A 13,562-nucleotide genomic window follows, 5' to 3' on the forward strand; every position below is an offset into this window, starting at 1 on the left:
AATGAAGTGTTGTAGTGATAAGGTTTAGATATGAACAGCATTCATCATTAAAAAGGGAGGAACTCATGTTCCTCCCACTTTTGGGTATTATTTTTCAGGTTTAAAGCGTAATAAGCGGTTTGCGTTACTGACCACGGTAATGGATGATAAAGCCATTGCTGCGCCTGCAACGACAGGGTTAAGTAAAGTCCCGGTAATTGGGTATAAAATACCCGCGGCAATTGGGATACCTAAGGTATTGTAAACAAAGGCCCCAAATAAGTTTTGCTTCATATTACGCAGTGTTCCTTTCGAAATAGACACTGCATCGGCTACACCATGTAAGCTTTGGCGCATCAGGGTAATCGATGCAGTTTCAATAGCGATATCACTGCCGCCGCCCATCGCAATACCTACGTCAGCTCGGGCTAGAGCAGGGGCATCATTGATACCATCACCCACCATCGCAACTTTGTGGCCTTTAGCTTGTAAGGCTTCAATCGCGGCGGATTTACCGTCTGGCATGACGCCTGCTATTACCTCATCAATACCCGCTTCTTTGGCTATCGCATTGGCAGTTACTGGGTTATCCCCGGTTAACATGACTAATCGGAAACCTTGTTTATGTAACCGCGCCAGCGCGCTTATGCTGTCTTCACGCAATGGGTCACGGATAGATAACAGTGCGGCAACTTTACCATCAACAGCCAGTAAAACAGGCGTTACGCCTTGAGTGGCTTGCTGGTGTAATGTTTCTTCAACGTCACGGGTATCAACATTATTTTGCGCTAACAGTTTTTGGTTACCTAACAAAATAGTTTGGTCGTTAATTATTGCACTAATACCTAACCCAGCTAAGGTTCTAAACTGCTCATTAGCGGGTAGTGTTAAGCCTTTTGCGCGACTTAAAACAGCGCGGGCAAGTGGGTGATTAGAGCCATTTTCTAATGAAGCGGCAAACTGTAAGGCGGTATCTTGTTCGAACCCATTAAATACGTGGATATCCGTAACTTGAGGCATTCCTTCAGTCAATGTGCCTGTTTTATCAAAGACAATGGTATCTAACTCACTGGCTTGCTGTAATGCATCCGCATCCCGTACTAACACGCCAAACTCAGCCGCTCGGCCCACGCCAGAAATAATCGACATTGGTGTTGCAAGGCCTAGCGCACAAGGGCACGCAATAATTAACACGGTTGTGGTGATAACGAGTGCGTAAGTAATCTGTGGTGCAGGCCCAACAAAGTACCAAATTGCACCTGAAATTAAGGCGATAGCCACTACAATCGGCACAAAGACGGCAGAAATACGGTCAGCAAGCTGGCCAATTTGTGGTTTACTACTTTGTGCTTGGCGAACAAGGTGAATAATTCGAGCTAAAGTCGTTTGGCTGCCAACAGCAGCGGCACGAAATAGCACGGTACCATCTTGTACCACAGTACCTGCATGGACTTGATCCCCTTTGCTTTTTTGCTGTGGGATCGGCTCACCCGTGAGCATGGCTTCGTCTAACCAAACCTCGCCTTCGATAATTTCACCATCAACAGGGACACGGTCACCAGTTGCTAAGCGTAAAACCATCCCTTTTTTGACTTGCTCCAGTGGCATATCCACTTCGCCTTGCTCTGTGACAACACGGGCAGTTGGCGGTGTCAGGTCTAGCAAGCGTTCAAGGGCTTTTGATGAACGTTGGCGAGCTCGCTGTTCTAGGGCATGACCAAGGTTAATAAGACCGATGATCATGGCACTGGCTTCATAATAAAGGTGGCGAGCTTGGTCTGGGAATAACTCAGGCCAAATATTCACCACAATCGAATAAAGCCAAGCCGCTCCTGTTCCTAACGCAACTAAGGTATCCATAGTGGCGCTGCCATTTTTCAGGCTTTGCCATGCATTACGATAAAAGTGCCCCCCTGCAAGTACCATTACCGCAAGGGTTAATGCACCAATGGTGAGCCAAATGGTATGGTTTTGCTCAGTCAGCACCATGTTATCGCCCATCATCCCCCATACCATCACAGGGATACCAAGGGCAAGAGCTAATGCCGATTGCCAGCGGAAGCGGCGCATATTGGCTTGCGCGACTTCTTGTTGGCGCTCACGGCGTTTGGCTTCATCTTGAATGATCTCCGCGCCATAGCCTGCTTTGACAACCGCGTCGATTAAATCATTTGGTTCAGCAGTTCCGGTGACTAAAGCACTGCGCTCTGCTAAGTTGACACGTGCATTTTCAACGCCCGGTACGCTATTTAAGGCTTTCTGGACTTTGTTGACACAACTGGCACAGGTCATGCCATCGAGCAGTAACTGTATGCTGTCATCCATTGGGCTAATTTCGGGCTGTTCACCTAAATCAGACTCTTGTGCCGGGATCTCACAGATTGCCGCTGAATCAGCTTCCGGCTGTTCAGTTGTGGTACTCAGCGGCTCAGTTTTTGGGTGAGATTCATCCACAGTGGCTTGGTAGCCAGCGGCTTGAACCGCAGCAATTAAGGCGTCTACGGAGGCCGTACCACGAACAACAGCGGTTTGGGTATCGACAGTTGTGCTTTCAACACCATCAACCGCTTCTAGCGCCTGCTGTGTTTTAGCGGCACATTTCATGCAAGTTAGACCCGAAAGGGCTAAAGTGATCGCTTTTGTTTGAGCCAGTTCTGCGTTGTAGCCTGCTTGTTGAACGGCAGCGATTAACGTTTGCGCATCGGCAGTGCCATATACCTTGGCGCTAGTCGTATCGACAACAGCAGCGGCGACACCGTCAACCTCTTCGAGTGCTTTTTGTGTTTTACCCGCACATTTCATACAGTTGAGGCCAGAAAGTTGTAATTCGATATCTGGGGTTGTAGCCACTTCAGCTTCATAACCTGCGTCAACGATGGTTTTAATTAAATCAGCCACATTGGCATCACTTTCCATCACGGCATAATCGATAGTGACTTTTAAGTTAGTGACATCACCGCGCCCTTCGAGCGCTTTAGTGACTGAGCCGACACAGTGCATGCAGCTTAGCCCCTGTAATTTTAAAATAATCATGTTACTCATTTTGCAGCCTCCAAAACCCGTTTGATGTATTGGGTCTATAACTTTATCTACAATTAGGTCTATAATTCGACAATGAGCAAAGGTTACACCTTCCAGCAAGGTTAAGGTCAAGAGGAATTATGAATATTAGTGAAATTGCCAAAAAAACGGGCCTAACTGCAAAAGCTATTCGTTTTTATGAAGACAAAGGGCTAATTACACCGCCTGAAAGAGGGGAAAATAGCTACCGTTATTATCAGGAGCGTCATTTAAACGAACTCGTATTGCTCAAACAGGCAAAAGATGTGGGTTTTACCTTGGATGAATGTGGCGAACTGTTAGGTTTATTTCGTAATCCAACCAGACATAGTGCGGATGTAAAAACGACAACGATAGCGAAGATAAATGAAATAGAGCAGACAATCGTTAAATTGTCTGCTATTCGAGATACATTACAAGAGCTCGTGGACGTATGCCCTGGGGATGATGGTGCAGATTGCCCAATTATTGACCACTTGGCACGTGGGTGCTGTCATCATGCGAAGGCTTAACCTGCAAGGTGATGCCGTCTACTGCGATGACCACCACTTCTGTATTGGCACTTAATGGCGTGTCGCTATAGACACGCCAACTGCCATCCGCAAGGCGTACACGGCTAAAACCTTCTTCAGTATCTGACAACAAACGGCTTTTAACACCGATGAGTTGATGGCTAATTTGGTTGACGTTATCTGCCTTATTTTTTTGCCTATTCCTCAACCAGTTGCGCCATAACACAGCAGAGACAACGGTAAAAATGGCAAATAAAATCCCTTGCCACTCCCAACCGATAAATGGCAGTGCCCAAGCGATAACCCCAACAAGCACCGCAGCAATACCCGACCATAAAAGATAGCCTGCGGTACCAAGAAGTTCACCAATCAGCAATAGCCCACCAAGGCACAGCCAAAACCATGCGGGTTGAGCACTGATAAGCTCTATCATTCTTTTACCTGCTTTTTCATGGCACTGGTTTTCTTGCTTTCTCCGATTAGCTCAGTAATCCCACCAATTGCGCCCATTAAATTACTGGCTTCTAATGGCATCATGATGACTTTGCTGTTTTCGGCAGAACCAATACTGGTCAGTGCATCGGTGTATTTTTGCGCCACAAAGTAATTAATAGCCTGCATATCACCAGCGGCGATAGCTTCAGATACCATTCGTGTCGCTTTTGCTTCCGCTTCCGCGGCTCTTTCACGCGCTTCGGCTTGTAAAAATGCCGACTGGCGTTCCCCTTCGGCTTTGAGAATTTGTGACTGTTTTTCACCTTCAGCTTTTAAAATTGCCGCTTGTCGGATCCCCTCGGCCTCAAGAATATCGGCACGTTTAGTACGTTCAGCCTTCATCTGCGCATTCATCGCACTAATCAATTCTTTTGGTGGCTTCACGTCACGAATTTCGATACGGGTAATTTTGACACCCCAAGGGTTGGTTGCTTCATCCACCACGTGCAGCAAGCGGCTATTAATGGAATCACGTTGTGACAACATTTCGTCTAGTTCCATGGAGCCTAATACGGTACGAATATTCGTCATGGTTAAATTCAGTACTGAAAGCTCAAGGTTACTAACCTCATAGGCTGCACGTACTGGGTCAACGACTTGGATAAAGCAGACAGCATCAATAGTGACATTGGCATTATCGCGAGAAATAACTTCTTGAGATGGGATATCAAGGACTTGTTCCATCATATTGATACGACGGCCAATTTTGTCCATAAATGGCACAATAATATGTAAGCCGGGTTGCAACGTACGGGTATAGCGACCGAAGCGCTCAACGGTCCATTGAAAGCCTTGCGGTACTGTTTTAACACAGGTAAAAACAATAACGACAGCGACAAAAATGATAATCGGTATTGCACCAAAGGCGAACAAGTCCATATTTAACCCTTAATTAGTAAAGTAATGAATATACTTGGCGACGGTATTTACTGGCAATTGCATCACCGGTTCCCATTGCCGACATAATATCCATCATGGTTTTTCTTACTGCGCCGTCACCCGCACCCAAGTCGGTACGTAAAAAGCCGAATAACATTTCCAGCGCTTCTTCGTTGCGGTTCACCTCATGCAGTTTTAGGGCTAATTGAACCGCTAACGTTGTATTTTGTGGATCTTGATTGAATTCATCTTGTAATTGCTGAATTTCAGGGGTGTCCGCAGCTTGCTTCAATAATTCAATTTGTGCGATTAAACCTTGGTAACGACTGTCTTTATCCTGTAATGGGACAGCTTCTAAAGTAGCTTGTGCGTCATCAACGAGATTTAAACCGATTTGTGTTTCTGCCAATAATAACGTGATGTCGCTATTTTTGGGGTTCAACTGATGCGCTTCTTTTAACAATGGCAGCGCTTCTTGTGTTTTACCTTCAGCAATTAATTCAGCGGCTTGTGCTGCTTTCATTTCTTCTGGGCTTGGCAGCACGCGAGATAAAATTTCCAACACCACCTCTTCTGGTTGTGGCCCTTCAAAGCCATCAACAGGGCGGCCATTTTGTAATACATACACAGTAGGGATCGCTTTTAAGCCAAACTGGCTTGCGATCATTTGTTCTTCATCACAATTAACTTTAGCTAAAATAAATGACCCTGCGTAGTCGTTGGCAATTTTTTCCAACATGGTACCGAAATCTTGGCAATGAGGGCTACGCGGTGACCAAAAGTAAAACATGACAGGTAAGTTCATTGATTGTTCAATGAATTGGTGTAGGTTGGTTTCGTTAATATCAATTATCTGAGCGTTAGCAAACATAAGAAGTCTCTTTTGAATTTGTTATCAATAGAATTTGTGAGCAATAGTAATAAAATGGGGCTGATTTTGCTTTTTTCAAGCTTTTTTCCCCTGATTTGCCAGTATTTTATCCATTATTTTGTCAGGTAAAATACGTTTTAAGATACGCACTGCGACGGTTAATAACGTGACAGAATAGCGTACTTTTGGGCGCGAGCTTTCTAACGCATGGATCAGTTTTTCTACCACATGTTCTGGTGTTAAGGTGAAACGTGAAGCAATACCTGGGTTTTTAACGGGTTTATCTTTTTGTGTTTGTTCAACATTTTGAGTAAAAGCCGTATGAATCGGGCCCGGTTCAATCAAACTCACTTTCACCCCTGTTCCTGCCAATTCTAAGCGTAGTGCATCGGACCAGGCTTCCAATGCGTATTTGCTGGCAGCATAAGCGCCACGTCCGGGAGTTGAAATAACCCCCATCACTGAACTAGTTTGGATAATTCGCCCTTCATGGTGCGCTAGCATTGCAGGTAATAGCAAAAACGTTAACTGGTGAACACCAAAAAAGTTAGTGGAAAACTGGGCTTCAAGTTGTTCGCGGCTGACGCTATTTAATGGGCCATACACCCCAAAACCAGCGTTGTTGAATAATCCGAAAAGGCGGTGATTACAGAGTGTTAACACCGTTTGAGCCGCGGTTTCTATGCTATCCTTATTATCGAGGTCAAGGGAGACAGTGTCATAACCTAGCTCTTTTAGGCGTAAAATATCGCTTTCTTTACGGCAGGCAACAATAACATGGTAGCCACGCTGCCGAAGTGTCTGTGCAGCACAAAAGCCAATACCGCTTGATGCACCTGTGACCAGAACTGATTTTTTGTTTCGTGCCGATGTTTGCATAACTTTACCTTGGTTTCATGCAGCTGAATCTATTTCGGGTATAAAAGAGCGTTTTAGTACCCTTGTTTAACGTCTGTTTTATTTGCTAGACGGTAAAATATGTTCGAAAAGCTGTTTTTCCATAAAATCAGCAATGGATGGCTGGGCTTCAATGGTAGGGTGAATACCATCTTGTTGTATCCATTCAGGCTTAGTTATCACGGTTTCCATATAAAACGGCAGTAATGGGATTTGATTACTTTGCGCCAATTTCGGATATACTTTTTCGAAACTTGTCGTATAACGTTTTCCATAGTTAGGTGGAATGCGAATTTGCATTAAGAGCGGTTTCGCACCCGATTGCACGATTTGCTCGATAATCTGTTGTAAATTAGCTTCGAGTTGCTCAACTGGGAGAGCTTGTAAGCCATCATTTGCACCTAATTCGATCAATACCCAGTTAGGTTTGTTTTGTTCGAGTAAAACGGAAAGGCGTTCTAACCCCTGTGCAGAGGTATTCCCACTAATACTACCGTTAACAATAGCAACGGGTGGGGAAAGTTTCTGCCAACGTTCGGCAAGCAAGGAGGCCCAAGCCTGCTCAGCCGGTAAACGGTAGCCTGCACTTAGGCTATCACCTAAGATTAATAGCTTAGTTGACGCAAGTGCGTGCCCACTTGCAGTCAGTAACAGGAGAAATACCAATATATGTCGGCGAATAATATTCTTGAAGTTCATCATCTCATTAAACGTGTTGGTCAAGGTGAACATGAACTGACTATATTGCAAGGTGTTGAGCTAATTGTCGAGTCCGGGCAAACAATTGCTTTAATTGGGGAGTCAGGTTCGGGGAAATCAACCTTGCTAGGGATTATTGCGGGGTTGGATGACGGTTCCAGTGGAACGGTTAATTTATTAGGTCAAGACCTCACTAAAATGGACGAAGAGCAGCGGGCACGCTTACGGGCACAAAGTGTCGGTTTTGTGTTCCAATCCTTTATGTTGATCCCAACCTTAAATGCCATTGAAAATGTACAACTTCCTTCTTTGCTACGTGGCGAATCTGAGTCTGAAAGTTATCAACACGCGGCGAGTTTACTGACGGATTTAGGCTTAAAAGATCGCCTAAAACATATGCCACCACAGTTATCAGGGGGGGAGCAACAGCGTGTTGCACTTGCTCGTGCCTTTAATGGCCGCCCACAGATTTTATTTGCTGATGAACCAACGGGAAATCTCGATCGCCACACAGGGGATAAAATTGCAGATTTACTGTTTGATATGAATAAACAGCACGGGACGACCCTTATTTTAGTGACTCACGATAACGAGCTGGCTGCGCGCTGCCAACGCCGTTTGCGCTTGGTCGATGGGCAGTTGAGGGAAGAAGCATGATTTGGCGTTGGTTTTGGCGTGAATGGAAAACCCCCTCGTTACTGATTGTTTGGCTTGCACTCACCCTTGCTGTTGCTTGTGTACTAGCTTTAGGGCGAATTAGCGATCGCATTGAAAATAGCATGAGTTACCAAAGCCGTGAGCTATTAGCGGGTGACTTAGTGTTACGATCTTCTCATCCAAGCGACCCTGCATGGTTACAAGAGGCCCAAAAAGAGGGTTTAACGTTAAGCCAACAAATATCATTTTCTACTATGGCTTATGCGACAGAAGATGAAGACGCTCGGCCACAACTGGTGTTAGTGAAAGCAGCGGATAAGGCATATCCATTATATGGTGAGCTTATCACTGAACCTGCTGGGTTAACCCCGACAAAAGGGGAGATATTAGTCGCTCCGCGGCTATTAGAATTATTGAACCTCAATGTAGGGGATAACATTGATATCGGAGATGCAACGCTAAAAGTCTCGGGTAAATTAATTCAGGAGCCCGACAGTGGTTTTAACCCGTTCCAGATTGCTCCAAGAGTATTGATAGCAATTGAAGATGCACCATTAACAGGGGCAATTCAATTGGGCAGCCGGTTAACTTATCGCGACATGTTTGCCGGCGATCGCCAACTTATTGATGCATTTCAACAAAAATATGAGCAAGACCTACGAAATGATCAGCGTTGGTTTACGTTAAGCGAAAATAACGGTGCAGTGGGGAAAACCTTCCAACGTGCCCAACAGTTTTTATTGTTGTCAGTTTTATTAACCCTGCTGCTAGCCATTGCTGCGGTCGTGGTTTCAATGACGCATTATTGTCGTAGCCGCCATCAATTAATTGCGGTATTAAAAACCCTAGGCGCAGGGCGTAGCGCGTTGCGTCAATGGATTATTGGGCAGTGGTTAGTCATTTTAATTGCCGCGGCTTTACTCGGCTCATTATTAGGTTTGGCTTTTGAAGGCATTTTAATGCAAATCTTAGGGGCTATGTTGCCGAAGGAATTGCCGCCTGCGAGTTTGATGCCTTGGGTTTGGGCGATTGGTACATTATTTATTATTGCGATTATTGTTGGCAGCCGTCCCTATTACCAACTGATGGCAACTCAGCCTTCTAGAGTATTACGTGAAGATGCCAAATCACCCGTTTGGCCGCTATATTACTATCTGCCGATTGTTATTTTAATTGTGGTTGGCGGCTTATTTGTGTTTGCTGGCGTTAACCCTCTGCTGTGGTCAATTTTGGCGGGTATTGTCGTGGTTGCCGTTCTACTTGCGCTGATTGGTTGGGTAGGCTTATGGGGGCTACGCCATATTAAGTTCCGTCAATTAAGCTTGCGTTTATCTGTTAGCCGTCTATTGCGCCAGCCGTTGCAAACCATCACGCAAATGAGTGCTTTTTCATTGTCATTTATGTTGTTGGCGCTGCTGATTTTAGTGCGTGGTGATTTGCTTGACCGTTGGCAGCAGCAATTACCCGCAGATAGCCCGAATTATTTCTTGATTAATATGAACCAGTCACAGCTTGAGCCTGTTACCAAGCTATTAGCTGAGTTTGACGTGAAACCCACAGAGTTCAACCCTGTGGTGTTAGCGCGTTTAACCGATATTAATGACCAGTCAGCGATTGAGTGGGCGGATCAACGTGATCCAAATAATAATACGGTACGACGTGAATTGAGCTTAACTTGGCAATCTGATTTAGCGCCAGCCAATGTGGTTGATGAAGGGACATGGCCACCGAAAGCGGGAGAAGTCTCAATTGAACAAACGGTCGTTAAAGAACTCGGGTTGAAATTAGGCGATAAACTTACATTTAACGCAGGGGCTCAGGTCTTTAGTGCAACAGTCAGTAGTATTCGTACGGTTGATTGGGAAAGCCTGCGACCGAACTTCTATTTTATTTTCTCTGAAGAAAGTCTGTCTCAAATGCCAGCTACTTGGCTGAGCAGTTTCCACTATGAAGGCGATGGGCAGCTATTAACGCAACTTAGCCGCCATTATCCAACCATTAATGTGCTCGATACTGGTGCAATTATCACCCAAATTCAGCAAATTCTTCAGCAAGTGAGCCAAGCCTTAGAAGTGATGGTGGTATTGGTTATTTTCTGTGGCTTGTTACTGCTGTTGGCACAAATTCAAGTGGGAATGAGCCAGCGAGAGCGGGAGCTTGTGGTATACCGAACGTTAGGCGCCAGCAAAAAGTTAATGCGTAGAACATTATGGAGCGAATTTGCATTACTTGGCTTAATGGCAGGGCTTGCGGCGGCATTTGGGGCAGAAATTGCATTATGGTTGTTGCAAAGTAAAGTGTTTGACTTCCCTTGGCAGCCAGAATGGCGTATGTGGGTATTATTGCCTTTGTGCGCGGCAATTCTATTGTCTATTTGTGGTAGTTGGTTAGGACTGCGTTTATTAGGGACGGGGAGTCAGCACCGTCGTTTACCTAATAGTTAAATGCTCGTCATACTTCGAGTTGCATGGTCATTGACTGCGCTTAGATAGGTTGATCTACATGCAACTCGAGTTATTTAGAATATGGTGGTATTAGGGAAATACCTTAATACCACTATTTATTGAATATTCTAAAAACAATCGATTTTTCAGTAAAATAACTGTCTCAAATTCATCACAAAAATGTCATTCATTATGGTTATGATTCCCACATCAATTATTGATGACCTTAAAATGGAAACATAACAATGCAGAATAACCATTCGATTAAACGTAAACTGGGCTCGTTATCTTTATTGGCTGGTTTAATTTCATTTAGCATCACCGGGTTTGCACAACAAGAAGTGCCAGCAACGTTAGCGGGTCACTCCATTCTTCCAGTTAATTCAACGGTTTCTTCCCCCGAAAATGCACCTTCAGACATGCAAGTGAGTGGTAAATTTACCACTGGCGTTCGTGTTGATAGTTTGGGGAAAGTGGAAGGTAAATCCGCAGATCGCCCAACAGGAATGCATATTCCAATCAAAGGCCAGCCACGTCAAGGGCACTCGGGTATTAAACGTATGGCGGATGGCACTTACTGGGTTTTAACTGATAATGGATTCGGCAACAAAGCCAATTCTCCTGATTCGATGTTGTATGTCACTCAATATGATATTGATTTTCAATCAGGTAATACAACGCCATTAAAAACGGTTTTCTTCCATGACCCCGATAAAATTATCCCTTTTCATATTACGAATGAGAGCACAAAAGAACGCTATTTAACAGGCAGTGATTTTGACCCTGAAAGTTTTCAATTTGCGGGTGGTGCTCTATGGGTTGGCGATGAGTTCGGCCCTTACCTAATCAAAATGGATTTGGATGGTAAAGTATTAGCTTTATTTGAGACACAAGTAGATGGAAAGAAAGTCGTTTCTCCTGATCACTACCAAATCACAACACCGGGTAAACCCGCAGATAAAGTGAATTTCCAAGTCAACCGTTCAAAAGGTTTTGAAGGTATGGCGTCATCGCCAGACGGTTCTAAGCTCTACCCAATGCTAGAAGGGGCGATTTGGCTTGATGACAAACAAGATTATGAACATGTTGATGGCAAACGCGCAGCACGTATTCTTGAGTTTGATGTAAAAAAACAAAATTGGACAGGCAGAAGCTGGTTGTATGTCTTTGAAGACAATCAGAATGCCATTGGTGATTTTAACTTAATTGATGATACCCACGGCCTAATCATTGAGCGTGATAATGGTGAAGGTACCGCAGATAAAGCCTGCACGGCGGGAAGCAGTAATACTGAAAATTGCTTTAGTAATTTAGCTAAATTCAAGCGTGTTTATCGTATTGAATTTTCAGATAACAATATAGGCAAACCAGTAGATAAGCAGGCTTATATTGATTTAATGAATATCAAAGACCCGAATAATATGGCAAGAAAACCGCTTAATAACGGGGTGTTTACTTTCCCATTCTTCACTATTGAAAACGTGGATGTGGTTGATAGTGAACACATTATTGTTGGTAATGACAATAACTATCCGTTTTCATCTAGCCGTGAGCCAAATAAAGCGGATGATAATGAGTTTATCTTATTAAACGTCCCTGAGTTGTTAAAGCCGTAATTGATTTTGCGCCACCATTTAATTTTTTCGGTGGCGCAAATAAGCAGTATGTTTTGATCCAATATCTGGTCTTAAGCTTGTTTTCCCTTTGGTTTTAATTTTCCCGAGCTAATCACTCGGGATTTTTTATTTGTGATTGAGGGCTGGGGGCTTCATCATCAAAGTAAGGAATAAAATAACCACAACGGGAGCCGCGATAACCAAAAAAGCAGGGGTGAAACTTCCTGTGAAATCTTTTATTGCACCCGCAATAAAAGGTGCTAAGCAGGCAACCGTTGAAATTAAATTTACGACAGAGAATAGTTCTAAGTATGGGCCTCGGCCGAAATAATTTGACAGTAAAACACTTGATGCCAAAAAGGTCATGCCGTAGCCAATACCAACGCATAACACAAATAAAATAAGCCAAAGCCATGAGGTGGCAATACTGAGGAAAATGACACCTAATACCATGATAATTAGGCTACCGATTAATAGTTTCTTCGGTTCTAACCATTCACCTGCCGCTCCACCAATAAACCTTGAGAATGCATTCACAAATGCCATTGTGCTTAATAATGAAACCGCCACTGTCATGCCAAAGCCGCGCTCTTCAATATGGGCGACAGCAAAGCTGTTAACGGTGATACCACACCATAAAAACGAGGTATAAGTCGCAGCAATCAAGTAGAACTGCCATGTACGTAGTGCTCTGCCGACTGTCCATACTTCTGCAGTGCGATAAATAGGTTTACTTGCGTCACTAACTTGTTTTTGCATTACCTTTTTTGCGTGCTCTTGCTCTTTTTTACCTTCTCGCAGCATAAAAATCGTGATTAACGTGACAATGCTAAGATAAACGGCACATAGAACCCAATGCATACGCCATGAGCCTAATTGGTTTGATGCGTAAAAGTAAATCCAAGGGCCTGCAACACCCCCCAAGCCCCCGATGGTGAAATATAACCCAAAGGCAAGGGATTGTTTTTCAAATAGCCGCGAAAGTACATAAGTCCCCGGAACCGTGGCGAGTAAGGTGAAACCAATACCAATCAATGCAGTACCTAAAAAATAGGTGCTGATGGCTTGTGTGGAATAAAGGCTATAAAAGCCAGCAACAAAGACACTGGTGCCTAGCAATAAAGTGGCTCGTACACCCACTTTGCGGATTAACAGAGACGGGAGAAAACTCGCCAGCCCGCAAGTTAAACCCAGTAGCGTAAAACCAAAACCAGCCTCACTCCAGCTCCATTTGAGCTCACTAATCATCTCAGGTAAAACCACGCCAAGAGAGGTAAAGGTTGTCGCGGTGGCTAAAAAATAAACCAGCCCTAACAGAATAAGAATGCACCACTGATAAAACGGACTAAAAGTCTGCGAGGACATATTGACTCCAGTAATGCCGCACACCTTAAATCAGGATATTTGTTTTCTGGATGACGGCGAAAATAGCATAATGCCCGAAAATAGTTTC

General features: G+C 44.3%; 11 protein-coding genes. 4 read left to right on the top strand and 7 right to left on the bottom strand.

Annotated elements, in window-relative coordinates; all coding sequences use genetic code 11:
- Positions 1–87: 87 nt before the first annotated feature.
- Positions 88–3,021 carry a copper-exporting P-type ATPase CopA gene (gene copA / locus P3L40_RS06370; RefSeq protein ID WP_136133993.1) on the bottom strand — a complete coding sequence of 978 codons (2,934 nt, stop codon included), beginning with the start codon at positions 3,019–3,021 and terminating at the stop codon, positions 88–90.
- A gap of 119 nt (positions 3,022–3,140) precedes the next feature.
- On the opposite strand from copA, the gene cueR reads away from it, so the two are divergent.
- Positions 3,141–3,551 carry a Cu(I)-responsive transcriptional regulator gene (gene cueR, locus P3L40_RS06375; RefSeq protein ID WP_094960975.1) on the top strand — a complete coding sequence of 137 codons (411 nt, stop codon included), beginning with the start codon at positions 3,141–3,143 and terminating at the stop codon, positions 3,549–3,551.
- On the opposite strand, the gene P3L40_RS06380 is transcribed toward cueR, so the two are convergent.
- From P3L40_RS06380 to tesA, 5 genes are all read right to left on the bottom strand, one after another.
- A complete protein-coding gene (locus tag P3L40_RS06380; RefSeq protein ID WP_172766870.1) occupies positions 3,505–3,984 on the bottom strand; it encodes an NfeD family protein in 480 nt (159 codons plus the stop codon). The two genes, cueR and P3L40_RS06380, sit on opposite strands and share 47 nt — an antisense overlap.
- Positions 3,981–4,925 carry an SPFH domain-containing protein gene (locus tag P3L40_RS06385; RefSeq protein ID WP_094960977.1) on the bottom strand — a complete coding sequence of 315 codons (945 nt, stop codon included), beginning with the start codon at positions 4,923–4,925 and terminating at the stop codon, positions 3,981–3,983. The genes P3L40_RS06380 and P3L40_RS06385 overlap by 4 nt, the downstream gene beginning before the upstream one ends.
- A gap of 13 nt (positions 4,926–4,938) precedes the next feature.
- Entirely contained in the window at positions 4,939–5,796 is an 858-nt protein-coding gene (locus P3L40_RS06390) for a co-chaperone YbbN (RefSeq protein WP_210852371.1), read from the bottom strand.
- 75 nt (positions 5,797–5,871) lie between these two features.
- A complete protein-coding gene (locus P3L40_RS06395; RefSeq protein WP_004260306.1) occupies positions 5,872–6,675 on the bottom strand; it encodes an SDR family oxidoreductase in 804 nt (267 codons plus the stop codon).
- Positions 6,676–6,753: 78 nt separating this feature from the next.
- A complete protein-coding gene (gene tesA, locus P3L40_RS06400; RefSeq protein ID WP_210852372.1) occupies positions 6,754–7,395 on the bottom strand; it encodes a multifunctional acyl-CoA thioesterase I/protease I/lysophospholipase L1 in 642 nt (213 codons plus the stop codon).
- On the opposite strand from tesA, the gene ybbA reads away from it, so the two are divergent.
- From ybbA to P3L40_RS06415, 3 genes are all read left to right on the top strand, one after another.
- Positions 7,363–8,049 (top strand): putative ABC transporter ATP-binding protein YbbA, encoded by a 687-nt coding sequence (gene ybbA / locus P3L40_RS06405; protein WP_004260298.1) that lies wholly within the window; start codon positions 7,363–7,365, stop codon positions 8,047–8,049. The genes tesA and ybbA overlap by 33 nt on opposite strands.
- Positions 8,046–10,493 carry a putative ABC transporter permease subunit YbbP gene (gene ybbP, locus P3L40_RS06410; protein WP_164564780.1) on the top strand — a complete coding sequence of 816 codons (2,448 nt, stop codon included), beginning with the start codon at positions 8,046–8,048 and terminating at the stop codon, positions 10,491–10,493. Before ybbA ends, ybbP begins: the two co-directional genes overlap by 4 nt.
- Before the next feature lie 245 nt (positions 10,494–10,738).
- Complete coding sequence (locus P3L40_RS06415) at positions 10,739–12,109, top strand: esterase-like activity of phytase family protein (protein ID WP_144140466.1); 1,371 nt, start codon at positions 10,739–10,741, stop codon at positions 12,107–12,109.
- A gap of 126 nt (positions 12,110–12,235) precedes the next feature.
- On the opposite strand, the gene P3L40_RS06420 is transcribed toward P3L40_RS06415, so the two are convergent.
- Entirely contained in the window at positions 12,236–13,474 is a 1,239-nt protein-coding gene (locus P3L40_RS06420; RefSeq protein ID WP_094960983.1) for a CynX/NimT family MFS transporter, read from the bottom strand.
- Positions 13,475–13,562: the final 88 nt, after the last annotated feature.

This window comes from Providencia sp. PROV040, assembly GCF_032706145.1.
Lineage (GTDB): Bacteria > Pseudomonadota > Gammaproteobacteria > Enterobacterales > Enterobacteriaceae > Providencia > Providencia hangzhouensis.

Coding starts and splice junctions, on each gene's coding strand:
- copA (WP_136133993.1), bottom strand. CDS start 3,021: ATGAGTAACATGATTATTTTAAAATTACAGGGGCTAAGCTGCATGCAC.
- P3L40_RS06415 (WP_144140466.1), top strand. CDS start 10,739: ATGCAGAATAACCATTCGATTAAACGTAAACTGGGCTCGTTATCTTTA.
- P3L40_RS06385 (WP_094960977.1), bottom strand. CDS start 4,925: ATGGACTTGTTCGCCTTTGGTGCAATACCGATTATCATTTTTGTCGCT.
- ybbA (WP_004260298.1), top strand. CDS start 7,363: ATGTCGGCGAATAATATTCTTGAAGTTCATCATCTCATTAAACGTGTT.
- P3L40_RS06420 (WP_094960983.1), bottom strand. CDS start 13,474: ATGTCCTCGCAGACTTTTAGTCCGTTTTATCAGTGGTGCATTCTTATT.
- tesA (WP_210852372.1), bottom strand. CDS start 7,395: ATGATGAACTTCAAGAATATTATTCGCCGACATATATTGGTATTTCTC.
- ybbP (WP_164564780.1), top strand. CDS start 8,046: ATGATTTGGCGTTGGTTTTGGCGTGAATGGAAAACCCCCTCGTTACTG.
- P3L40_RS06395 (WP_004260306.1), bottom strand. CDS start 6,675: ATGCAAACATCGGCACGAAACAAAAAATCAGTTCTGGTCACAGGTGCA.
- P3L40_RS06390 (WP_210852371.1), bottom strand. CDS start 5,796: ATGTTTGCTAACGCTCAGATAATTGATATTAACGAAACCAACCTACAC.
- P3L40_RS06380 (WP_172766870.1), bottom strand. CDS start 3,984: ATGATAGAGCTTATCAGTGCTCAACCCGCATGGTTTTGGCTGTGCCTT.
- cueR (WP_094960975.1), top strand. CDS start 3,141: ATGAATATTAGTGAAATTGCCAAAAAAACGGGCCTAACTGCAAAAGCT.